19 protein-coding genes are annotated in these 22,669 nt (G+C 40.8%); 12 read left to right on the top strand and 7 right to left on the bottom strand.

Features of this window, described 5'->3' with window-relative positions:
* The first annotated feature begins 1 nt into the window (after position 1).
* From prpB to A11Q_RS04805, 3 genes are read left to right on the top strand one after another with little or no spacing between them, the layout of a single operon-like run.
* On the top strand, positions 2–901 hold the full coding sequence (gene prpB, locus A11Q_RS04815; protein ID WP_015469665.1) for a methylisocitrate lyase: 900 nt from the start codon (positions 2–4) through the stop codon (positions 899–901).
* Between the two features lie 8 nt (positions 902–909).
* The gene (locus A11Q_RS04810) at positions 910–2,076 is read left to right on the top strand and encodes a bifunctional 2-methylcitrate synthase/citrate synthase (protein ID WP_015469664.1); all 1,167 of its coding nucleotides are present in this window, start codon (positions 910–912) and stop codon (positions 2,074–2,076) included.
* A gap of 2 nt (positions 2,077–2,078) precedes the next feature.
* Positions 2,079–2,324, top strand: a complete 246-nt coding sequence (locus A11Q_RS04805) for a hypothetical protein (RefSeq protein WP_015469663.1) — start codon at positions 2,079–2,081, stop codon at positions 2,322–2,324.
* Between the two features lie 120 nt (positions 2,325–2,444).
* On the opposite strand, the gene A11Q_RS04800 is transcribed toward A11Q_RS04805, so the two are convergent.
* Both A11Q_RS04800 and A11Q_RS04795 read right to left on the bottom strand, forming a co-directional pair.
* Complete coding sequence (locus A11Q_RS04800; protein WP_015469662.1) at positions 2,445–3,029, bottom strand: hypothetical protein; 585 nt, start codon at positions 3,027–3,029, stop codon at positions 2,445–2,447.
* A gap of 108 nt (positions 3,030–3,137) precedes the next feature.
* Positions 3,138–4,106: a CorA family divalent cation transporter gene (locus tag A11Q_RS04795; protein WP_015469661.1), complete on the bottom strand. Its 969-nt coding sequence runs from the start codon at positions 4,104–4,106 to the stop codon at positions 3,138–3,140.
* Positions 4,107–4,280: 174 nt separating this feature from the next.
* Between A11Q_RS04795 and A11Q_RS04790 the strand changes: the two genes are divergently transcribed.
* The 3 genes from A11Q_RS04790 to pepN all read left to right on the top strand — a co-directional run bounded on the left by A11Q_RS04790 (position 4,281) and on the right by pepN (position 8,131).
* On the top strand, positions 4,281–4,817 hold the full coding sequence (locus tag A11Q_RS04790) for a peroxiredoxin (RefSeq protein WP_015469660.1): 537 nt from the start codon (positions 4,281–4,283) through the stop codon (positions 4,815–4,817).
* A gap of 128 nt (positions 4,818–4,945) precedes the next feature.
* Positions 4,946–5,494, top strand: a complete 549-nt coding sequence (locus A11Q_RS04785) for a carboxymuconolactone decarboxylase family protein (RefSeq protein WP_015469659.1) — start codon at positions 4,946–4,948, stop codon at positions 5,492–5,494.
* A 21-nt stretch (positions 5,495–5,515) separates the two neighbouring features.
* Positions 5,516–8,131 carry an aminopeptidase N gene (pepN, locus tag A11Q_RS04780; RefSeq protein ID WP_015469658.1) on the top strand — a complete coding sequence of 872 codons (2,616 nt, stop codon included), beginning with the start codon at positions 5,516–5,518 and terminating at the stop codon, positions 8,129–8,131.
* A 7-nt stretch (positions 8,132–8,138) separates the two neighbouring features.
* On the opposite strand, the gene folE is transcribed toward pepN, so the two are convergent.
* Positions 8,139–8,822: a GTP cyclohydrolase I FolE gene (gene folE, locus A11Q_RS04775; RefSeq protein ID WP_015469657.1), complete on the bottom strand. Its 684-nt coding sequence runs from the start codon at positions 8,820–8,822 to the stop codon at positions 8,139–8,141.
* Positions 8,823–8,871: 49 nt separating this feature from the next.
* The gene (locus A11Q_RS04770) at positions 8,872–9,942 is read right to left on the bottom strand and encodes an NAD(P)-binding protein (RefSeq protein ID WP_015469656.1); all 1,071 of its coding nucleotides are present in this window, start codon (positions 9,940–9,942) and stop codon (positions 8,872–8,874) included.
* A 107-nt stretch (positions 9,943–10,049) separates the two neighbouring features.
* On the opposite strand from A11Q_RS04770, the gene A11Q_RS04765 reads away from it, so the two are divergent.
* The 3 genes from A11Q_RS04765 (at position 10,050) to mgtE (ending at position 14,880) form a co-directional block, all read left to right on the top strand.
* Positions 10,050–11,705, top strand: a complete 1,656-nt coding sequence (locus tag A11Q_RS04765) for an ATP-binding cassette domain-containing protein (protein ID WP_015469655.1) — start codon at positions 10,050–10,052, stop codon at positions 11,703–11,705.
* A complete protein-coding gene (locus tag A11Q_RS04760; protein WP_015469654.1) occupies positions 11,702–13,459 on the top strand; it encodes an ABC transporter ATP-binding protein in 1,758 nt (585 codons plus the stop codon). Before A11Q_RS04765 ends, A11Q_RS04760 begins: the two co-directional genes overlap by 4 nt.
* 62 nt (positions 13,460–13,521) lie before the next feature.
* Positions 13,522–14,880 carry a magnesium transporter gene (gene mgtE / locus A11Q_RS04755; RefSeq protein ID WP_015469653.1) on the top strand — a complete coding sequence of 453 codons (1,359 nt, stop codon included), beginning with the start codon at positions 13,522–13,524 and terminating at the stop codon, positions 14,878–14,880.
* Between the two features lie 33 nt (positions 14,881–14,913).
* On the opposite strand, the gene A11Q_RS04750 is transcribed toward mgtE, so the two are convergent.
* Positions 14,914–16,761 (bottom strand): S8 family serine peptidase, encoded by a 1,848-nt coding sequence (locus A11Q_RS04750; RefSeq protein WP_041575083.1) that lies wholly within the window; start codon positions 16,759–16,761, stop codon positions 14,914–14,916.
* A 164-nt stretch (positions 16,762–16,925) separates the two neighbouring features.
* Positions 16,926–17,951, bottom strand: coding sequence for an OmpA family protein (locus A11Q_RS13420; protein ID WP_015469651.1), 1,026 nt, complete (start codon positions 17,949–17,951; stop codon positions 16,926–16,928).
* Between the two features lie 120 nt (positions 17,952–18,071).
* On the opposite strand from A11Q_RS13420, the gene A11Q_RS04740 reads away from it, so the two are divergent.
* Positions 18,072–18,677: a DUF502 domain-containing protein gene (locus A11Q_RS04740; RefSeq protein WP_015469650.1), complete on the top strand. Its 606-nt coding sequence runs from the start codon at positions 18,072–18,074 to the stop codon at positions 18,675–18,677.
* Position 18,678: 1 nt separating this feature from the next.
* On the top strand, positions 18,679–20,073 hold the full coding sequence (locus A11Q_RS04735; protein WP_015469649.1) for a nucleotidyl transferase family protein: 1,395 nt from the start codon (positions 18,679–18,681) through the stop codon (positions 20,071–20,073).
* Here the strand turns inward: A11Q_RS04735 and A11Q_RS04730 are convergent.
* The gene (locus A11Q_RS04730) at positions 20,070–21,566 is read right to left on the bottom strand and encodes a leucyl aminopeptidase family protein (RefSeq protein ID WP_015469648.1); all 1,497 of its coding nucleotides are present in this window, start codon (positions 21,564–21,566) and stop codon (positions 20,070–20,072) included. The genes A11Q_RS04735 and A11Q_RS04730 overlap by 4 nt on opposite strands.
* A gap of 50 nt (positions 21,567–21,616) precedes the next feature.
* Here A11Q_RS04730 and A11Q_RS04725 point away from each other — a divergent pair, with 50 nt between their 5' ends.
* Positions 21,617–22,657 (top strand): endonuclease/exonuclease/phosphatase family protein, encoded by a 1,041-nt coding sequence (locus A11Q_RS04725; RefSeq protein ID WP_015469647.1) that lies wholly within the window; start codon positions 21,617–21,619, stop codon positions 22,655–22,657.
* Positions 22,658–22,669 lie beyond the last annotated feature (12 nt).

Genomic DNA, 22,669 nt, shown 5'->3' with positions numbered 1-22,669 from the left:
GATGTTATTTCCTACGCTGACTGCAGCTGAAAAAAGAAAGAACTTCAGAGAAGCATTGAAGTCTGGGAAACTGTTACAGTTTCCTGGCTCTTTCTCTCCGTTAGTAAGTATGCTCATCGAAAAAAAAGGATTTGATGGCGTTTATATCTCGGGATCAGTTTTATCCAATGATCTAGGTTATCCTGACATTGGCTTAACTACTTTGACCGAGGTCGCGCAACGTGGACGTCAAATCGCGCGCACGACATCCTTACCAGCAATTATTGATGCTGATACAGGATGGGGCGAACCGATGAACGTCACTCGTACTATTCAAGAGTTTATCGAAATGGGCCTAGCTGGTTGCCACTTAGAAGACCAGATGAACCCAAAACGCTGCGGTCACCTTGATAACAAATCTCTTGTTGGCCCTGATGATATGATCAAAAAAATCAAAGCGGCCACTCGAGGTAAAGCTTTGGATTCTAACTTCTTAATTATTGCCCGTACGGATGCTCGTGCCAGCGAAGGGCTTGAAAAAGCCATTGAACGCGCTAAAGCCTACGTCGACGCAGGTGCAGAGATGATCTTCCCAGAAGCTTTGCAAGATGAAAAAGAATTTGAAGCCATGAGAAAAGCCGTCAGCGTACCACTATTAGCTAATATGACCGAATTCGGAAAAGGCAAATTGTACACTAAAACGGAATTGGAAAACCTAGGTTACAATATGGTGATCTATCCTGTAACGACTTTACGATTAGCAATGGGTTCCGCTGAAAAAGGACTCGATATTATTAAGTCTACGGGCTCACAAGCAGAGGCACTCCCTCTGATGCAAACACGACAACAACTTTACGATCTGACCTCATACGAAGACTACAATCAGTTCGATCAAAGTATTTTTAACTTTAAGCTAAAATAGGAGATAAAATGGCTGAATACATCAACCCAGATTATGTCGCAGAACCGGAAAAAATGAATGTGAAGAAAGGTCTTGAAGGTGTTGTTATGGACACTTCGAGCGTTTCTAAAGTTAATGCGGAAACTAACTCTTTAGTTTATCGCGGTTACCCTGTTCAAGATCTTGCTGAAAACTGCTCTTTTGAAGAAGTAGCTTACTTGTTATACACAGGTGAATTACCGAACAAAACACAATTAGAAACGTTCACGCAAAAAGAACGTTCTTTACGTGATATTTCAAAAGAAAACCTAAATGTTATTAAAGCTCTTCCTAAAAAGTGCCACCCCATGGACTCTATCCGTACTGGCGTGAGCTTTTTGGGCTGTGAAGACGAGCGTATCTGGGATGCGTCTCCTGACACTAACTTGGATAAAGCTATTCGTCTTTTAGCTAAAATCCCAACAATGATCGCTGCCGATTTCCGCTTTAAAAAAGGTTTGGACTTTATCGCACCAAATCCAGCGCTTAGCATGGCTGAAAACTTCTTCCATATGTGCTTTGGTAAAGTGCCAGATGCAAAGGTGGTTAAAGCTTTTGACGTGTCTTTGATTTTGTACGCTGAGCATAGCTTCAATGCCTCAACATTTACAGCACGTGTTGTAACGTCAACTCAATCTGACATCTACTCTGCAACAACAGCAGGTATCGGCGCCCTTAAAGGACCTTTACATGGTGGTGCAAATGAGATGGTGATGCACATGATGTTAGAAATCGCGGATCCAGCAAAAGCTGAACAATGGATGATTGATGCTTTAGCTCAAAAGAAAAAAGTAATGGGCTTCGGTCATCGTGTTTACAAATCTGGTGATTCACGTGTTCCAACAATGAAAAAGTATGCGCAAGTGATGGCAGACGTTACTGGTGAGCAAAAGTGGATGCAGATGTATTCATCTTTAGAAAAAGTTATGGTTGAAAAGAAAAAAATCTACCCTAACCTCGACTTCCCAGCTGGTCCTGCTTATTACATGATGGGATTTGAAATTGATTTTTTCACTCCGATCTTTGTTATGGCACGTACGACAGGTTGGTCGGCTCATATCATGGAACAAGCCGCTAACAATCGTATTATTAGACCACTTTCTGAATACATCGGTAGCGCTCAACGTAAAGTAACTCCACTAAACGAAAGAGGTTAACCATGAAATCAGTTATGAAAAAAATCGTATTATTTACTTTGGCTTTTTCTCCTGCGCTCGCTTCAGCGCAGGTTTTCGGAAAAACAATTTATAATTGCACTTACTGGACACACAAAGATGGCATGTATCACTGTGCTAGCTACCCGCAACGCGAACAATTAGCTGATGCCAATGATGTGAATTTCGTCATTCGTCAGTTAGAGAAAAGAATTGCTGATCTGGAAAAGAAATTAGCTGAAAAGCCATAGTCTCTATTAAGATGATCGTTTGATATAAGGTCGTCTTAAAGCGATAACACAAATAAAAAAGGCAGAAGTAACTTCTGCCTTTTTTATTTTATAGAATTTAGTCTCTGTTGTTATTAGGTCTTAGAAACAGTGACCTTGATAGCGATACAATCTTTCTGTTGATTGTTTATCACCATTGAAATCAGCTAACAAAGCGCCATTAGCATGAATGAAGTTTACCGCTAGTTGTTGATATGTCGTACGATCGATGAATTCCACTGGGCGGCGCCCATAAACAGTGCGATACTCATCACGGCAAACAACTCCGTTTTTAGTTGGGTAACAAACATGTTCACGTCTTTGATAAGAGCAGCTCTCATACTCACGACGCAATTCAGAATCACGTGTTTGCGTTTGTACAGTTCCTCTTGAACTGAAATCTTGTCCGCCAAGATCCGCAGCTGTTAATTCGAAAGAACCATTATTTGGTAAATTCAATTTATTGTTCAGATTCAATTCGATTTTTTGTTTTTTGCCGTTCTGCTTTAGATTGATCGTGATTTTCTTTTTACCATCGAAGTCTAACTTAGCACTGTGATCTCCAGCAGCTACAACTGCATTCGCCTTACCTTTTACTAAAAAGGCATACTTAACAGACAAGTTTCCTTCAAACGGATCACACGCAGTCAATAGAAGCAGATTTGCTAACACAAATAGTTTTTTCATAAATTCCCCTTTTATGTTGTTGATAACAAGACCATAGTACTAACAAACAAATTACAATCAACAAGTGCTGCAATATTGGGAAGATTTACACTGTATTAATGCGCGTAGCTATTTGCTCTCTTCTTTTTCAGAACTCACAAGGTTAGGGCGATCCATCCACCCTTGCTTTAGAAGATACACCAATAGTGCTGTTGAAATAAGCAACATAACAAGAATTGTCAGCCAAAAACCCATTTTGTGATCGACGAACGGGATGTACTCAAAATTCATCCCAAAAACTCCTGCCAAGAAATTCAAGGGCAAAAAGAAAATCGAAAGTACAGTCAGGACTCGCATAATCTCGTTTGTCTTAAACGAAGCCTCATTCGTCTTTTGTGCTTCCATGGCCATGTGCAGATTAAGCAAGGACTGAATATTGTCATAGACATCCTCAGCATAAAAAAGACTGCGCTCAAGCCTGTCCTTTGCTTCTTGAAAATGGGCCTGCGAACACTCTAGTTTTGTGATGAGCTTACCCATTAAATCCAAAGTCAGCTTCAATACTTTTTTAAAAGAAGAAGCTTTCCTTTTAAGATAGAAGCCTTCTTTTAAAAAGTTTTTGGACTTTCGTTTATTGAAAAGACGCTGCTCGAAACTGTCGAGCTTAGCTTCCAAGTCTGTCAGTGGTTTATCAAAGCCCAGAGCTGCTTGCTCATAGAAAAGCGCGATCATTTTTTGCTTTGTTAGCGACTCTGTAGTCCCCGCCTCTTTAATTCTGGTTTCCACTTGCCCAATTTCATTTAAGGGAAGTCGATGGATAGAAATTATCTTCTCTGCCGAAACGAACAGCGCCACCTTGGTCGTGAGTTCCTGCACACTGTCTGCATTCAGGCGTGTGTTGGGTTCCATTAGACGTAATAGTAAAAAGTGCGTATTCCCGTATGTTTCAATGTGAGGCAGGTAGTCCGAGTCCAAACAGTTATAAAGCACCTTATGTGGCAAAGACATTTCGTCTGCCAATTGCCTCAGCACCTCTTTAGAGGGGTTCAGGTAATCTACCCATTTAAACGTACCAAATGCGACTTCTGTTGAGCTCATAATTCTAATCAAACACCTGTTTCTTGCAGATGACAATGTATGCGGCGCTTCCTGCTCAGGATTAGCAATCACGTCATAGATATTTTTGATGATAAATTGCGTTTTTATAAGCGATACGCAAAAATATCCCCTGTCACAACTAATTTATTTAACCAAACCAATAAGGAGAGAACTATGTTAGGTATCGGACAAAAATTTCCAACTTTTTCTATGCAAGCTTGTGTTAGTTTAGAAAAAGGTAAAGAATTCAAAACTATTTCAAATGCAGACATGAAAGGTTCTTGGGCAGTTGTATTCTTCTGGCCTTTAGATTTCACTTTCGTATGCCCAACTGAATTAGCTGAATTCAACAAAGAATTCAAAAACTTCAAAGCTCGTGACACTAAAGTTTTTGGTGTTTCTTGTGACTCTCACTTCGTTCACCACGCATGGAGAACTCACCACGCTGACCTTAAAGGTTTAGAGTACCCAATGTTAGCTGACATCAAAAAAGAATTAACTGGTGCATTAGGTGTATTACACCCTGCTGACCAAGTTCCTTTACGTGCAACTTACATCGTTGATCCAGAAGGTATCGTTCGCTGGGTATCAGTAAATGACCTTTCTGTTGGTCGTAACGTAAAAGAAGTTCTAAGAACTGTCGATGCATTACAAACTGACGAGCTTTGCCCATGTAACTGGGAAAAAGGTCAAGACACTTTAACAGTTTAGTTTTCTGTTAGTTTTAACAGTTAAATTATTAATCGTTTCGTATATTGATTTTTTAAATTAAATACTGAACTCAAAGAGCTTCTGCTGCAAAGCTGAGGCTCTTTTTTTATCACTAGAAGGAGTAAATTATGTCTATTGCTGAAAAAGTTGATGCATTTATTGAGTCATCATTCGGAGCACGTGAAAGTGCTGTTTTCCGTGATCTTTCGTTAAATCTAAAAAAATTACTTGAGGACTCATCTTTAGATCCACAAGAGCGCTTTATGAATACAGCGGCTATTGCACGCTCTCTACACTGGAAAGAGCTTGAGGCTTTTGCTGGCGCTGAATTAAAAGAATTAGGTGTAGAAGAAGCGCAGATCGCTGAATGCTATGAAGCTGCGGCTATCATGGGTATGTTGAACACTTATTACAAATTTAAAGGATTCTTGTCGTCTGAGGTTCTAGCAGATGCTGCTTACCAAAGAGCCGGTCTTAGAATGAACTCTTTAGGAAAACCAGTAAACGGCAAAGAAAAATTTGAAATGATGGCTTTTTCTGTCTCTGTTGTGAATGGCTGCCCTACCTGTGTTTCTTCGCACGAAAAAGCATTGACTGACATAGGGGTCTCTAGAGATAAAATCCATGACTTGGCACGCCTTTCTTCAGTTCTGAAAGGATTAAGCTGCCTGAACTAACATTCCAAAATCGGAGTTAAAATGAAACTGGATGCCGAATCAACTCAACCTAAAAGAATACTTTTAACGGACTACAAAGCCCCATCTTATCAGGTTAAAAGCATCCAGCTTCATTTCAATCTGCATGAAAATAAAACTTTGGTTCGTACGACTTTAGATTTTGAAAAGAAAGCGAACGAGCCTTTAGTTCTAAACGGCACTCATCTTAAGCTTATTGAAATTAAACTAAATGGCGAAACTCTTGAAAATTCAGCTTATTCCGTGGATGCCGAATATCTAACTATTCATCAAACTCCAGATACATTTAAATTAGAAACATTAGTCGAAATTAATCCTGAACAAAATAAATCATGTTCAGGACTTTATTTATCTAAGGGAATCTTTGCAACACAGTGTGAAGCTGAAGGCTTCCGTAATATCACTTACTTCCTTGATAGACCTGATGTGATGACAAGTTATTCGGTAACGATGGAAGCCGATAAAGCTAAATACCCTGTTCTTCTGTCAAACGGAGATTTAATTTCTCAGACAGATCTAGCTGATGGGCGCCATCAAGCTGTGTGGAGAGATCCACACAAAAAGCCATGCTACCTATTTGCGTTAGTTGCTGGAGACCTCGGAGTTGTTCGCGGCGACTTCACAACCCAATCTGGAAAAAATGTAAAACTTGAAGTCTATGCTTCGCATGGCAAACAAAGTCGCTGCCACCATGCTTTAGAATCACTAAAAAAATCTATGAAGTGGGACGAAGAACGCTTTGGTCTTGAGTATGATCTGAACCAATACATGATTGTGTCGATTGACGATTTCAACATGGGTGCTATGGAAAATAAGGGGTTGAATATCTTTAACTCTCGTCTTGTTTTAGCAGATCCCGAATCAGCTACAGACACTGACTTCGATCGCATCGAATCCGTTGTAGGCCATGAATACTTTCATAACTGGACTGGGAATCGTGTCACTTGTCGTAATTGGTTTGAGCTTTCTTTAAAAGAAGGTCTTACCGTTTTCCGTGATCAAGAGTTCTCGTCTGATTTAAACTCACGTGCCGTTCAAAGAATTAAAGATGTTGATTCTTTAAGACAACGTCAGTTTTCAGAAGATGCTGGACCGAACTCACACCCTGTGCGCCCTGAAAGCTGCCTTGCCGTTGATAACTTCTACACCCCGACAATTTATGAAAAAGGCGCAGAGGTTATCCGCATGATGCAAACAATTGTAGGCACAGTCGGATTCCGTAAAGGTATGGATGAGTACTTCCGCCGCCATGATGGACAAGCTGTCACTATTCTTGATTTCTCGGATGCAATAGCCTTCCCTAATAAGGCAGATTTATCTCAATTTAAGCTGTGGTACAGCCAAGCTGGTACACCAGAAGTTAGTGTTACTGAGTCTTATGACAGTCAGAAAAAAGAATATGCATTAACTCTAAAACAGAGCTGTGCGCTGACAGAAAAACAGCCTATCAAAAAACCTTTCCATATTCCCCTGCTTATCGGTTTATTAGATAAAAATGGTCGTGATATAAAACTTAATTGCGCAGATTTATCATTAAACTCTGATAACAAATCCGTCTTACATTTAAAACAAGAACAGCAGACTTTTGTATTCACAGATGTAGTAGAAAAACCAGTTCTGTCACTTAATCGCGAGTTTTCAGCTCCGATTAAACTGAATTGGAATGCCACGAACGAAGACCTGTTACATTTGATCAAATTTGATAGCGATGCTTTTAATCGTCGTGAAGCTTGCTTTAAAATGACATTAGAAGAGCTAAAAAGATTAATTGATTTGAGCATTAAAAAAAGTCCTCTTGCCGCTAACCCTCAAATCGTAGAAACGTTCGGTTACATTCTGCGAGACACTCACATTGATCCTCAGTTTAAAGCTCTTATGCTGCAATTGCCGGACGATGATATCTTAGCACAAGAAATTCCAGTACTGGATGCAAAGGCTATGTCTGCGGCTCGCAATACGATTGTACAAGCCATTGTTTCCGAATTCCACAGTCTGCTAAAAGAGATTTATCACCAGCAAAAAAATGAAAACTCAGTAGGAGCAAGAGCTCTTAAAAATCGTGTTTTACGTTTCTTAGTTGAGGCGAACCATCCTGAAGCTGTGGCGTTGGCTTATAATCAGTTCCAAGAAGCTGCGAATATGACCGATAAAATCGGCGCTTTATCCGCTCTGTGTGTAACCGACTCCCAAGAAAAACAACAGGCCTTAGAAACTTTCTTCAATCGTTGGAAAGACGATGCTGTGGTTTTCAATAAGTGGATTCAGGTGCAATCAACAGCCTCTTTAGAAAGTACTTTCGATACTGTTAAAAAAATTGCGGACACAAAACCATTTAGTCGTGAAAACCCTAACAACATCTACTCATTGCATGCTGCCTTTGGTGATAATTATCTGGCTATGCAAAAAGAAGATGGCAGTACTTTTAAATGGTTATGTGATGAGATCATCAATATTGATAAAATGAATCCACAAGTAGCAGCAAATGTCTGTGGTAGCTTTAATTTTATCAAAAAATATCCAACAAATTTAAGAGACTTGGCACAAAAAGAGATTAAACGTCTATTAGATAACCCTCAATTATCTCGCAATGCTCGAGAATTGCTTGAGGGCTGTATCTAAAAAGTATCTAGCCATTATTAAAACGAGAGCGGCACTGCTTTAAAAACTCAAGACGTGTGCTCTCGGAACTTTTAAAAGCTCCACGAAGATCAGAAGTTGTCGTGGTGCTATGAGTGTCTTGAATACCACGGGAAATTACACAGTAGTGTTTTGCATTGATATGCACAGCTACATCTTCTGTATCCAGAATATACTGTAAGCAATCTGCCACCTGTTTTGTCAGTCTTTCCTGCACCTGAGGACGCTTAGCAAAGTAACTGACAATACGATTTAATTTTGAAAGTCCGATAACCTTATTCTTAGGGATATACGCAACAGTTGCAAAACCATCAATAGGTTGAAAGTGATGTTCACAAACCGACATCACTTCAATATCTTGCACGCAGACCATTTGGTCGTACTGCATTTTATTTTCAATAACTGTGATTTTAGGAAAGTTTTGCGGACTTAAACCACCGAAAATTTCATTAACGTACATTTTTGCCATACGCTTCGGTGTATCTTTTAAGCTGTCATCTTCTAAATCCAAACCTAAAACTTTCATGATCTCAGAGAAATGCTTTTGAATTGTAGAGATTTTCTCTTCATCACTTAAATTGGATGTTACTGTCGGTGATGGTCTAACATTCGTTAAGATCTCTAATGCGATCTCTGTTCCAGTTGTATTAGATTTATTTGTGGCTTTGCTCATGGCGCAAGTTTACAGAAGATAGCCTGCAAATCCAAATAAATAATCGCCCTTAGACAAGCTCTTCAAGGGCCACATGAACAGACTCAAGAGCTCCTTGCATGCGATACATAGACTTGACCGCGGTAAAATCCCCTACAACCTGAAAATAAGGGTTTTCAGACTCGGGTACAGCCAAGAAATTGCGGAAATAGGAACCCTTAATTAATTTAGCCTGATGCCAATCGTACATCTGGTCCGAGCGCAGCCTCTCAAAGGCGTAATTCACCTGTAAGTGTCGTTTAAGCACCCCATAGATATACTCGATAGAAGTGATAGAATTATTGATATAATCTATATCAATTTCGGCGACACTTCCCTCGACTGTCTTCTTAATAATCTGACGCATATTGACCGACTCATGCTTAGCCGTCTGCAACACTTTATTGGGACTGGCTGCAAATTGAGATGGCAAGACAAGCTTAATCGTGTTTTCAACTCGCAAAGTTTCTAACCAGTTATTTGCCCACTGCATCTCGGGCAACTTCAACAGACCTTTAATTCCCATCCACTGAGTAGGAGGAATAGCCAATACGACCCGTTTACACACAAAACGCTTTTGTCCAGTTGGATGTTCAAAAATCAATTGAAAGCCTGCCGATACTTTTTCGATTTCAATTAATCTCCAGCGCAGACGCAGACTTCTATAGGGAATCAAACCAATTATACGGTCCACAAGACCATCTGTTACTGATTGCATTCCTTCAGCTAAATAACTGTAATCTTTGTTTAACGATTTTGTCTCTAAACCTAAATCTTTTATCAAACGTAAAACGCGTTGATCAGAACTTGAGATCAAAGAGGCTCCGTAGTCGGCACCATTATTGGACTTAATTCTTCCACCAAACGCCGTACCGCCTTCAAACAACCTAAAACCTGTTTTCGACTCACGTAGCTTGTATCCCATGTATAAACCGGCAATACCTCCACCGATGATGGCCACTTCGTCGCCAAACTCCGCACGATCATCAAACAGGTAGTCATCGAAAGATGCACAGGCTGAAAGCAAAGAGTAGGCAGAAATACCCGCAGCACCCCACAGTGATTTTTCCAAAAATTTTCGACGACTACTCTTTATATTCATTTTCAACCTATGTATAAAATGCTACACTCTCTTTTGGCTTCCAGCAAATAATCTCGTCATTTTTGATGCAGCCATTTTCAGCTCCTGTAAGGACAATCTGAGGTCCCATGACGTTTGGTGAAAAAAAGATCCTTAAAATTGTTTTCTTTGACAGACTTCATATACGTTTTCTGATTCTATTCCTGTCTTTGGCAGCCAGTATTATTGGATTAGCTGTTCCCTACTATCAAAAAATCTTTTCAACAGATCTAGACAATCGCTCTTTAATTATCTGCATAGGTCTTGCGCTATTCTATTTAATTTTAAATCAGATGACTTTATTCATCGGTCAAAGCGAGTCCATACAGGCGCAGAAAAAAATCTCAGAGACTCTTTATAAACACAACCTCAGGCTAAAACCACTCACTTTACAAAAAAAGACTGTAGGCGAAGTGGTCTCTCTTTATTCAACAGACGTTCCCAGCTTAACAGTGTGGCTAGAACAGTCCCTACCTTATGGCCTGACAACACTATTTCCGTTGATACTCACTCCGGCATTTCTGTATCACTTCTATCACTTGCCTATCTCTTTTAGCCTTGGGTTAGTTTTATCGCTTTTACTACTAAATGGCCTTATGGCCTTCAGACAGTCGATTTTTTTCTTTAGATTCAAAATGTTAGCCGCTGATCGTATGGGCCTAGTCAATGAATGGATTCAAAATATTCGTGGACTCAAGGTCCTCAACTGGGTTGAGGGATTCGAAAATAAAATCATCAAAAAAAGACGTGAGGAAACTGTCAACCGCATCCACATGCTAACCAATGGACAAGTCATGAACTCCATTTCATCCAGTGTCGTTTTCTGGCTGAATTTAGCGATGCTGGGTTATTTTATCTGGTCCTACGAAGGAAATCTAAGCAAGGCCGATATTATCGCCCTTTTGTGGGTGACAACTGTATTCTTGTCTCGCCCGCTACGCCAACTTCCCTGGTTCTTTACATTTTTATTTGATGCATGGACATCCTTTAAACGTATTGCTCAATTTTTAAATTTAACAAATGTACATGAACAAGTGGCGGCCCATGAAAAAACAATTCCAGAGGCCATCTTAGAGGTTAAAAATCTGAGTCTCAGCATCGATGGCAATGAGTTGCTTCACAACATTGATCTGACTATAAAGCCCAAAGAGCTGATTGCACTCATTGGCCCTGTTGGCTCGGGCAAAAGTCTATTGATTCGATCTCTTATTAATGAAACTCCCTTCCAAGCGGACAGATTCTTTAAAGAAAAAACCAGCTATTTGCCACAAGAACACTTCATTATGAGCGCCTCTTTGCGTGACAATATGAACTTTTTCTATCAATCACCAATTGAGCACGACGATAAGATCATGCATCATCTTGGCCAAGCCCAGTTCAGCTTTGAATTAGATCGTGTTCAGCAAGGCCTTGAAACTGTTATCGGCGAAAGAGGTCTTAATCTTTCAGGTGGACAAAAACAACGCGTGAGTCTTGCTCGTCAGTTAATGGAGCCAGAAAGTCTTTTAGTTTTGGATGATCCTTTAAGCGCTGTGGATATTTCAACCGAAAGAAAACTCATCCAAGAATTCCGTGAAATTTGTAACAAAGGAAGTTCGATACTGCTGACGACTCAAAGATTCAGTGCTCTACCGGAATGCGATCGTATTCTTTTTATGAATAATGGCCGTATCGAGTATGATGGACCAGCTCGCGAGTTCTTAAGCAATCCCCGTTACGACTCGTTCTTACGGGGGCTTATATGAGGAATTCACCCTCTACCGCTTATTCTAAAACGGTCTACGATACTCTTCTGCAAGCGTATCGCCCGTTTTTATTCCGTATTATTTTCCTTATCTTGATTGGTTTTCTAGGACGTTATTTAATCATCTCGAATGCTCAGGTTATCGGTGACTTCTTAGATAAAACTCCTGAGATCAATCGCACAAATCTGACATCGCTGTTCTATCAGCTCTTAGGCTTGATCATCGCTTCATTTATATTAACAGTTTTGTTCCGTACCCTACTTTCACGCCTATCCGCTCTGGCTGTTTCACGTATTTATGATGAAACAACGTATCGTGTCTCACGCTTCCCGATTTCATTCTTTGAAAGTCAGCCCGTAGGAAAGATCACCACGCGCTTTTCAAGTGACTATGGAAATGTCTTCCGATTGTTCGGAGGCCCTTTAGCCGAGTTCCTATCAATTTTATTCGATCTGGTCTCGATCATTATTTTGATGGTTTTGGTCCATCCTTATTTCCTCGTCACGGCATTAAGCTCTGCTGTGATTTACTATTTTATTCTATCAAAAAATCAAACAAAACTACGCCAAACACGACGACAGCTATCTGTCTTGCGGGCGCCTTCTATTTCTCACTTCTCTGAAACGGTTCAAGGGGCGACGATTATTCGTCAGAATGAAAAGAAAAATACTTTTATTCAAAAATTTTCTGAATACGATTCTCAATATCTTACAGCAAAATGGAGCGTCTTCTGGCGCGTAACGCGCTTTTCATTTGAACTGAATGTGGTGTCGTCACTTCTTTTCGCCGTCAATGCGTTCCTGTGTATGTACCTCATTCATCAGGGAGTTATCGGTATCGGCTTAACCAGTGTGGTTTTAAGCTTCACTCTACTATCGACAAATACGTTACAGATGTTCTTCGAATGGTTTTCGCAGTTTGAAGAGGCCTTAACTGGTGTGGAAAAAATGGATGAGTACATTCGTTCGCCAATAGAGTCTGGCATAAAACTTCCCGCTTACTCTGACTTTTCGACGTCGCACCCTAAAAAAGAAAAAACTCTGACTCAAAAGACGGAGGAAGTACTTCCGCATTTGAATCAAGAGCAAATTCAAGTTGAAAACCTTTGCTTCAAATATCCTACTTCGGATCACTTGATTTTAGATCAGGTTTCTTTCAAGTTGAAGCAAGGTGAAAAACTGGGAATTATTGGGCGCACTGGCTCTGGCAAAACTACACTGATTGCTGTGCTTTTAAAACTCTATCCATTTGAAAAAGGTGCTATCCTTGTCAATGGTATCAACGAAGCCGATACAGAAAAACATCGCTCTTTATTCTCTGTTATATCGCAAGATCAGCTCTTCTTAACTGGTACTATTCGTGACAATTTGGATTTATTTAAAAAGAAGTCTAACCAAGAGCTAGAAGATGTCTTGAAACGCGTGGGCTTAAGACGTGCCCTCACTGATCCTGTCATCGAGCGCGGACAAAATCTTTCCTATGGTGAAAAACAGCTCTTAAGTCTGGCGCGCGGTCTACTGCAGAATGCTCAAATCTTTATTTTCGACGAGGCGACCTCGAACGTCGATCCACAGTCGGAAAGTCTAATGAACAAGGCTCTGACCGATGTTCTTTTTGATAAAACTCAGATTCGCATTGCCCATCGTCTTCAGACAGTTGAGGATTGCAATCAAATCCTGTGGCTCGATTCAGGTAAAGTGAAAAAGCTAGGTCCTGCCAAAGAAGTTCTTGAGGCCTTTACAGAATCAAGATAGAGTATTTTTGAATCCATCTTAAATTTTTATATCCAAGTCTCGGCGTACGGAGGGGTAATTCTATGCAAAACGATGAAAACCAAAACCCTGAAGTTGAAAACACGTCCACAGAAGAAACGAACGATCTTTCCCTATTACACGATGACAACTGGTCCCAACTAAGTAAGGAAGATCGCAAAACTCACTTCGAATCTTTAAACAGAACCGAAGCTGAGGAATTTTTTTTAAATCTAACTCCGGCAGATCAGTATGAACTCATTGCAGACCTTAACCATCTGCAGACGCGTTCGTGGTTACGTCTTTTGGCTCCGGATGATGCCGCCGATTTAATTCAGGAAGCTGATGCAGATAAAAAAGATGAATTCCTTTCCTTGTTAGATCCACAGACAAAAAGGGAAGTATCTGCTCTCTTAGCCTATGCCGAAGATAAAGCCGGTGGTCTGATGAACTCGCGCTTTATACGCCTGCGCCCCAATATGAATGTAGATGAGGCCATCAGCTATATTCGTATTCAAGCCAAGACACAGGTGGAAACTGTATATTACTCTTATGTACTTGATGCCGAACAACATCTTGTCGGTGTGGTTTCATTTCGTGAACTCTTCGCTTCCGCTTCTAATAAAAAAGTGGAAGAGATCATGCATACCGATGTGATTCAAATTTCGGTGGACATGGACCAAGAGCATATCGGTCAGGTTTTTAGTAAGTATGAACTGATGGCTATTCCCGTTATCGACAGCAATAATAAAATGGTCGGTATCGTTACTTTCGATGATATCGCGCAAGCTGTTCAAGAGGAAGCAACAGAAGATATTCACAAAATCGGTGCGGTTGAGACTCTGGATGCCCCCTATTTACAAATTTCGATGACCGAGATGATTAAGAAAAGAGGCGGATGGCTTCTGATTCTATTTGTCGGTGAAATGTTCACAGCTAGCGCTATGGGCTACTATGAAGATATCCTTCATCGTGCTGTAGTTCTATCCATGTTCCTGCCTTTGATTATTAGCTCTGGTGGTAACTCAGGGTCTCAGGCCTCCACCTTGATCATTCGTGCGATGGCCTTAGGTGAAGTGAAGCTGCGTGACTGGTGGCGCGTATTTATCCGTGAAATTGCCACAGGACTTTGCTTGGGTGCGGCCCTCGGCTTGATCGGTCTTCTGCGTATTTACTTCTGGCCATGGCGTGAACAAATCTACGGCGACCACTATGGCCTTTTAGCTGTCACGGTATCTGCATCTGTTATTGGAGTTGTGCTTTGGGGAACAATTTCAGGATCTATGCTGCCGTTTATTCTTAGAAAATTTAAACTCGATCCCGCTTCAGCATCAGCCCCTGCAGTTGCCACGATTGTGGACGTCACAGGGGTTATTATTTACTTCACTGTTGCCAGTATGATTCTTAAGGGCACACTGCTTTAGTGTTCCCTTTCTAATTTGACTAATTTGAATTAATTATGTCGGCACTAAACCTTGAGTCCAAGATTGGATCTGGAACTTAATGCTTTCCGATACATTCAAGAACCTTAATCCATACTCTTGTTTAGTTGAACACCATACAACTTCGGCTTCTAATTTTTCATCGGACTTTTCGCTGAATTGTAATTCGATGATCTGACCTTTATTTAAACCAGCATCCGATTTGAACGAGATACCACCCACCGACATATCCGCCGTTGTGATATCAATTAATTGATCGTTTGCTTTCAGAACTGCTTTTTTAGCTACCGAGAAACGATCGTGAACACGTCTGTTTGCAGTCGCTGGAGTTTGTGCTTCTTTTCTATTTCTTAAAGCTACTGCGACAGCGAATGGCAACATTAAGATAGCGACCAGAGTCCATGCTCCAGAACCACCACCAGTACCACCTTTATCCACTAACGCTTTCACTAAACCACAACCTGCGCCTGGAAGAGCTTCCATAGCTGAGGCCGTGCTACGACTTGTTTTATAATCTGGAGCATAAGCCGGCGACCACGGAGGTGTCTCTACATTGGCTTTAGCATTGATAATCGCTTTATAAGCATTCACGCGACCAGATGTCGACACTACAGTCGATAAACCACTAACGCGGTCCAAAGACCCTTCGATAATACTTTTAACTTGGTACGAAGATAACTGTGGAGCTTCACGCAGGATCAAAGCGGCAAGACCTGCTACAAATGGAGCCGCCATTGAAGTCCCCGACATCATCTGATAACAACCTGGAGCAAAACATCCACTACCAGGAACAGAGCTCAAAATTGAAGAGCCCGGAGCTGCTACATGCACACTGCCCACTCCATAGTTCGAGAATGATGATTTATAGTCTGAATCTGTCGTTGAAGCGACACTGATATTATTCGGAGAATTAATATTTGCCGGATACATCGGAGTCGAATCATTATTTGTATTCGAGTTCCCCGCAGCTGAAACAATCACAACACCATTATTGTAAGCATAAGCATAAGCTTCATGTAGAGATTGTGAATAAGAAGGTCCACCCCAAGAGTTGTTGATGACCTTAGCTCCTTGAGCGACAGCATAATAAATCGCGCTGACTGCATTGGCTGTTGAACCAGCGCCTTTAGAATCTAAAAACTTTAGAGGTAAGATTTTTACCTTTGATTCACGCACAGGGTACGCCATAACGTCTTGGCCCACACCTAAAACGATACCCGCCACATGTGTTCCGTGGTTATTATCGTCGTGTACGTTTCCAGTGCTCCCTACATAGTTCCAACCATTAATATCATCTACGTAGCCGTTTCCATCATCATCCACACCTGCAAGGCCATTCTTTTCCTTTTCATTTTCCCAGATAGAACCTGAATCTTTAAATAAAAGATGTCCGCGATCTAAACCCGTATCAATAACCGCAACAACGACTTTGTTACCACTGTCATAAGGCTTTTGGATATTCCACGAATCACGAACTTGCACATTAGCACGTGACTGACCATAACTATCAGAAGCCTGCGGAGCAGACCCTAATGGGCTCACATCAACAGGATTCACACTTAATATATAGTTAGGCTCAATAAACTCAACATCAGGGTTAGCATAAAGTGCATCGCGAGCCACTTCGCTATTCACCTTTAAATGCATCATACGAGACGCCGCAAAGACATTCTTTACAGATACAGATGCGCCGAAGGTTCCGGCCATCTTACTTAATCCCGCGCTGCTCACAGAGGACTGCTGTTTGAATTTAACGATATATTCGCCAGTCACTGTTTGTGGTGCGCTGACCTGTGCTAATGCACTCGGTACGACAACAGACAATGAGAGACCCACGACTAGGCTTAAGTTTAATTTCCACATGTCTCCATTATCGGGGACTGGACTAGACAACTAAACTAGAGTCCTAATTTCTCTCAAAATAGGGCGGAATTTGGCTAATTTTGAAAATATTTTGGACATGAAAAAGGCCCTCTTTACACAAGAGAGCCTTTTTGACGTTTCACTTTGAGAATATTAAAAAAGAATTATTTCTTTTTATCAGTAACAACAGTGATATCAGCAGTTACACGGCGGTTTTGCTCGCGGCCTGCTGCTGTATTGTTGTCTGCGATTGGATGAGCAGAACCGTAACCTTTAGCAGTTAAACGACCCTCTTCAACACCCTCTTTTACTAAAGCTGCTAAAACTGAATCAGCACGTTTTTGAGAAAGAGCGTTGTTTACAGCTGCAGAACCACGATTATCTGTGTGACCAGCAACTTCTACTTTTGTTTGAGGGAAGCGTTTCATGAAGTTCGCTACTTTTTGAATTTCAGAAGCGTGCTGAGGTAAGATATCAGCTTTGCCTGTAGCAAATTCAATGTTCAAACGAACAGAAGCTTTTTCTTTTTCAGAGCAACCGATTTCGTTTGTTACAACACCCGCTGGTGTATTTGGACATTGATCGTCTTCGTCATAGATTCCATCTCCGTCGCTATCTTTTCTTTCAACAACAGCTACTGGAGCTACTGGTTGGCTAGCTTTAACGCCAGTATCAACCGCATTGTGAATAGTTAAGAATAAGCTTGGGATAAAAGCTTGAGTGTCTTTAAGGTCAGCCACTTTATCGCTTTTTTGAATGTAGTGGTAGTTGAACAAAGCACCGATAGAGATATAACGGAAATCAGCTTCGATACCAGCTGCCGCTTTTCCACCGATTGAGTTAGTTTTTTCGCCTGTGATGTTTTTTGAATCGACAGAGCTCACACCCAATTTAGCAATCGGATGAACTGTTTTTTCAGCTAAGAAACGGTACACACCACTTAAGTTGTAAGCTTGGTGTTTAGAGTTCGTTCCATCAAAATCGAAATCATCATAACCTAATTCTACACCCCAGTTTTTGTTAAAACCGTAGCCTAACCAGTAATTGCGGCCATCACCAGTTTTAGCCGTGTTACGGAAAGTTTCACCCTGTACTGGGTGAGTTGTACCTGCTCCAACCCCTAACTCAAAACGTTGAGCTTGAACTGAGATCCCGAAAGACAAAATTACTAACAAAACAAGTTTCATCATTATTCTAACTCCTTATTGTTTGTTTAAAGAAACACGAAGCTATTCGCTTTTAGCCGTGATGACAAGGGTTAAAATAAGGCGGTCCTTGACTCTTTTTTTGACTTCCTGAATCATGGGATCATGAACAAACTTCAGAAGATTTTTGCCAGTGGTCTCATCACCTTCTTACCTCTAGCGGTTACCATCTATATAGTATATGCCGGTGTCACCATTGTTGAAAATTTACTAGGTAATTTACTCAGAACCATCTTACCTACCCAGTACTACATCCCAGGATTCGGTTTTTTAAGCACTCTTATTTTAATCTTCTTATTAGGTCTCTTGTTAAATAATTTTGTTACAGCAGGTCTTTTTCAACGCCTTCAAGAAAAATTGACAGAAGTGCCACTTATTAAGGTCGTTTATTCCCCACTGCGCGATCTGATGAACCTGTTTTCCCGCAAGCAAGGTGGAAATGCGCTACAAAAAGTTGTACTTGTTAAATTTGATGGCGGACAAAAAGAGATCTTGGGTTTAGTTACACGTGAAAGCTTTCAAGATGTGGACAAAAACCTACAGATCGGCGCCGATAAAATTGCCGTTTATATTCCCATGAGCTACGGCTTAGGTGGTTATACCCTTTTGATTCCTAAATCTCAGGTTATTCCTATCGACATACCTGTAGAAAAAGCCATGAGTTTGGCTTTAACTGCATGGATTAAAACAGACTCTCAACCGAAAAGTTAAAATGTCAGAACAAAGAAGATCTAAAACTATTTTAGAAAAAGCCCTTGATGTTAATCTTGACCCTCTTTTTTATGGCAGCTTTGCCGAAATCGGAGCTGGTCAAGAAGTCGCTCGTCACTTTTTTCAAGCTGGTAAGGCGTCTCAGACGATAGCTTTAACTATCTCGGCCTATGATATGACCTACAGTGATATTATCTATGGCAAAGAAAAGTCAGGCCGTTATGTCTGTAAGTCACGTCTTGAAAAAATGTTGGATCGTGAATACAGCAAGTTGATCGAACGCCTTGGACCTACCCGTCATAAAAACACCTGTTTTTTCAGCTTTGCAGATACTGTCGCCACCTCTTCAGAGGGTGATAAAAGATCCTGCCATGGTTGGTTAGGTCTAAAGTTTCAGCACTCTCCTAACTCAGAAGCTCAACAAGTTATGTTACACGTGCGCATGCTGGATAAGTATCGCCTACAACAACAAGAGACTCTTAGTAAGCTAGGAGTTAATCTGATCCACTCTTGTTTCTACCGCAGAAAAGATCCACAGGAGTTCTTATCTGGCCTTTTCGATCAAATAAAATCAGAGTCCTTATCGGTAGATGTGATTTACTTTTCTGGCTCAGAGTTTTCAAAATTTGATGAGATTAAATTTAATCTTATGTTAGTTGAGCAGGGCTATAGTGAAGCCTGCTTTGTCGACCAAAATGGGCAAGTCCAAAACCAAGCGGATTTCTTTTGGAATAAGTCTTTACTGATTCAGCGTGGCTTCTTTCATCCTGTGACGAACACTCACCTTGATATCTTTGAAAAGGGACTTTCTCATTTCAAAAAAGAGTTCTCACTTAAAGCTAACGATGTTCTAGGAGTTTTTGAATTCACTATTGATAATCGTATTAAGAAAACTCATCTGAATACAGAGCAAGCATATTCGCGCGTCAAGATGATCAACGAATTAAAAGTTCCTGTATTAGTGACTCGCTTTACTCTTTTTTATCAGCTTAAAGAATATATTCGTCTTTCAACAAAATCCCCGTTAGCTATTGTTATTGGGGCAACTCATCTTGAAAAACTTTTCGATGAGAGTTTTTACTTTGATTTGAATGGTGGACTTTTAGAGGGAATGTCTAAACTTTTAGGTAGATTTTCACGCCTTTACATTTATCCGCACAAGACGGCAGAAATTTGCCTGCTGAGTAAAAGTTTCTTCCCAAAACCAGAAGTCAAAAACATCTACAGACACTTTATCGAAAATAATATGATTCAAGATATTGCGGGTTGTGATGAACTGACCGAGTTTATTCACTCTGACGATGTCTTGAAACTTTTAAAAAAGAAAGACAAGTTTTGGAAAAAACTTGTCCCTGATAAACTTCACAAATTTTTAGAAAAACAGAAGGTTTTTTAAACCTTCTGTTTTAACCATTCAATCAGAGCTTGAACAGGCTGACCACTTCCACCCACTGTTGTAAGAGCTCCATTGGGTCTGTCATTCCAACTGTACACATCGAGATGGGCCCACTTCACTCCACCACTGTATTTTTCTAAAAATAAGGCCGCTGTAATCGCGCCACCAAAGCCATCCGCAGAGTTTCTAAAGTCAGCAAATGAAGATGATAATGACGTAAAGTATTTTTGATGCAATGGCATTCTCCAGCTATAGTCTCCGGCAGCTTGCCCCGCAGACTGAAGCTCCTGCGCGAGTTGATCATCATTACTGAATAGTCCTGCGATATCTGTTCCTAATGCCACTTTAATCGCACCAGTCAGTGTGGCCACATCAATCAAAAACTCAGGAGCATCTTTCCCTTTCTGAGTTGCCGCCACATCCATTACATCGGCTAGCACCAATCGGCCTTCTGCATCTGTATTGTCAATTTCAACAAGATGGCCCGCACGTGATTTGTAGATATCACCCGGTCGCATCGCCTTTGCATCCACACTGTTTTCCGCTAAAGCCAGATAGAAATCACAGGCACGTTTGTATCCAGAGTTAATCACCCAATACGCCAGCCCTAAAACTGCTGCTGATCCACCCATATCTTTTTTCATCAAGCGCATAGCCGATGAAGGTTTAATATCTAATCCACCTGTATCAAAAGTGATGCCTTTACCAACGAAGGCAATTGGTTTTTTAGAACTCTTTGTCTTAGGGCGATAGCAAATGCGAATCATGCGCGGAGGAGTATCTGATCCCATACCGACAGCTAAGTGTAGACCCATGCCTTCAGCTTTTAGTTTTTTATGATCCCATACCTCTAATTTAACTCCGGCAGATTTACCAAATACACTTTTTACAAACTGCTCTACACTTTCAGGGTTGACCACATTCGGTGGCAGATTCACCAAATGACGAGCCCACTGTACGGCTAAGGCCTCATCCTGAGCGTCCTTTAAAAACTGACGATTGATTTTTTTGTCTGCACTGCCCGCTACCTGTAATGTCACACGGGGAAACTTAGCATCTGTACCTTTATAGCATTGCAAGAAATTGTAGGCTGCGAGTTCCAATCCGATAACACCTGCACGCGCAGCTTGAACATCTACGTGTTCCAAAATTAAAGAGATCGAATCTAGTTGATACGTTTTAAATTGCGAAACCAAAGAGCCTAATTGATCACGTACATAAGTATAAGTAGATTCAGAGGCACTAACTTCGGCTGTAGGTAATTGCACAATCCAGATATGTGACGTTTTACCTTGGAAGTATTGAACTTTCTTTTCGCTCTTAAGAAGTAAGTTTTTTTGCTCAGTTAGCGCGTCAGCTTCTACAATTTTTTTATAAGCTGTCTGAACTTTCTCTTTAGATTTGCCACCTAAAACATAGACTATGCCTTGAGATTTTTCGTTTTTTCCTATTTCAATTTGAAAATATGGTTTTAACACTGTAGCTATTTTCATGGAATCTCCTATCATCGCTCCAAGATATTTGCTATAATGTTGCCTTAGATATGACATCCAGAGCAACCAATAACAGCCCACCTCTGCCTTCTCCGTCACGCCTTAAATTGGGGCTGTTTAATGCTGAAAATCTATTCCTGCTGTTTGACCACGAAATCCCGCCACATTATCAAAAAATGAATGAGGCTCAGTGGCAGAAGCTATCCAGTTCTGTTTATGAAAATAAATCTTTGGATAAATGTCTGCAGATCGCTCAACTGATTAAAGAGCAGTCTCCGGACATTATGATGCTTTGTGAGGTCGGCGGCCTTGAGTCCTTGCAAAACTTCAACAAGCTCTTCCTTGAACAGCTTTATCAGCCCGTACTGATCGAAGGTAACTCTGATCGCAATATTGATGTGGGATTTCTGATCAAAAAACAAAGTCCCTTCTTTTTTGATATCAACAGCAACCGCCACTACCCGCTAGAACTTGTCTACCCACACGAAAGCCAATCTTTACAATCAGGCTACTCTTCTGCAGTCAGCCATCTTTTTTCTCGCGATTGTGTTGAGTTGCGACTTTTTACAAATGACCGAGAAAATCCCTATCTTTTGATTTTATTAACGCATTTAAAGTCGCGCCTAGATCCAGAAAAAATTGATCCCGGAGGAACTGAAAAGCGTGGTGCAGAGCTTAAAGCCGTCGTGAATATCTACAAAAATATCCGACAGCAATGGCCAGAGGTCCCTGTTATTTTAGCTGGTGATATGAATGGCTATGCTGGCGAGCCTAACCCCGATCCTGAATTTTCACTTCTTTATAACGAAACTGATCTTAAGGATGTACTTGAAGTCAGCCAGATAAATAGCGAAAGACGTTTTACTTTCTACCAAATCAAAAGCGGCGGACGCTCGGAAGGAAAGCAAATAGACTATTGTTTCTTATCACCCGAGCTGCACTCGTGCGTACGTCACGCGGAAACAGCTGTGTATCAATATAAAGACGAATTTGGTTTTGATATTGATCGCCCCAAAACAATGGAAGAAAAATTGCGCTTACCTTCAGATCATTACCCCATCTTCTTTACTCTTGAAAATCTAAAAGTTTGATGAGACGCTTAC

The organism is Pseudobdellovibrio exovorus JSS (genome assembly GCF_000348725.1).
Taxonomy (GTDB): domain Bacteria; phylum Bdellovibrionota; class Bdellovibrionia; order Bdellovibrionales; family Bdellovibrionaceae; genus Pseudobdellovibrio; species Pseudobdellovibrio exovorus.
The sequence above is the reverse complement of the archived record's forward strand: the minus strand, read 5'-3'. Positions and strand labels throughout refer to the sequence as shown.

Bases quoted from the DNA above. Each gene is read 5' to 3' on its own strand.
- prpB (WP_015469665.1), top strand. From the start codon at position 2: ATGTTATTTCCTACGCTGACTGCAGCTGAAAAAAGAAAGAACTTCAGA.
- A11Q_RS04810 (WP_015469664.1), top strand. From the start codon at position 910: ATGGCTGAATACATCAACCCAGATTATGTCGCAGAACCGGAAAAAATG.
- A11Q_RS04805 (WP_015469663.1), top strand. From the start codon at position 2,079: ATGAAATCAGTTATGAAAAAAATCGTATTATTTACTTTGGCTTTTTCT.
- A11Q_RS04800 (WP_015469662.1), bottom strand. From the start codon at position 3,029: ATGAAAAAACTATTTGTGTTAGCAAATCTGCTTCTATTGACTGCGTGT.
- A11Q_RS04795 (WP_015469661.1), bottom strand. From the start codon at position 4,106: ATGAGCTCAACAGAAGTCGCATTTGGTACGTTTAAATGGGTAGATTAC.
- A11Q_RS04790 (WP_015469660.1), top strand. From the start codon at position 4,281: ATGTTAGGTATCGGACAAAAATTTCCAACTTTTTCTATGCAAGCTTGT.
- A11Q_RS04785 (WP_015469659.1), top strand. From the start codon at position 4,946: ATGTCTATTGCTGAAAAAGTTGATGCATTTATTGAGTCATCATTCGGA.
- pepN (WP_015469658.1), top strand. From the start codon at position 5,516: ATGAAACTGGATGCCGAATCAACTCAACCTAAAAGAATACTTTTAACG.
- folE (WP_015469657.1), bottom strand. From the start codon at position 8,822: ATGAGCAAAGCCACAAATAAATCTAATACAACTGGAACAGAGATCGCA.
- A11Q_RS04770 (WP_015469656.1), bottom strand. From the start codon at position 9,942: ATGAATATAAAGAGTAGTCGTCGAAAATTTTTGGAAAAATCACTGTGG.
- A11Q_RS04765 (WP_015469655.1), top strand. From the start codon at position 10,050: ATGACGTTTGGTGAAAAAAAGATCCTTAAAATTGTTTTCTTTGACAGA.
- A11Q_RS04760 (WP_015469654.1), top strand. From the start codon at position 11,702: ATGAGGAATTCACCCTCTACCGCTTATTCTAAAACGGTCTACGATACT.
- mgtE (WP_015469653.1), top strand. From the start codon at position 13,522: ATGCAAAACGATGAAAACCAAAACCCTGAAGTTGAAAACACGTCCACA.
- A11Q_RS04750 (WP_041575083.1), bottom strand. From the start codon at position 16,761: ATGTGGAAATTAAACTTAAGCCTAGTCGTGGGTCTCTCATTGTCTGTT.
- A11Q_RS13420 (WP_015469651.1), bottom strand. From the start codon at position 17,951: ATGATGAAACTTGTTTTGTTAGTAATTTTGTCTTTCGGGATCTCAGTT.
- A11Q_RS04740 (WP_015469650.1), top strand. From the start codon at position 18,072: ATGAACAAACTTCAGAAGATTTTTGCCAGTGGTCTCATCACCTTCTTA.
- A11Q_RS04735 (WP_015469649.1), top strand. From the start codon at position 18,679: ATGTCAGAACAAAGAAGATCTAAAACTATTTTAGAAAAAGCCCTTGAT.
- A11Q_RS04730 (WP_015469648.1), bottom strand. From the start codon at position 21,566: ATGAAAATAGCTACAGTGTTAAAACCATATTTTCAAATTGAAATAGGA.
- A11Q_RS04725 (WP_015469647.1), top strand. From the start codon at position 21,617: ATGACATCCAGAGCAACCAATAACAGCCCACCTCTGCCTTCTCCGTCA.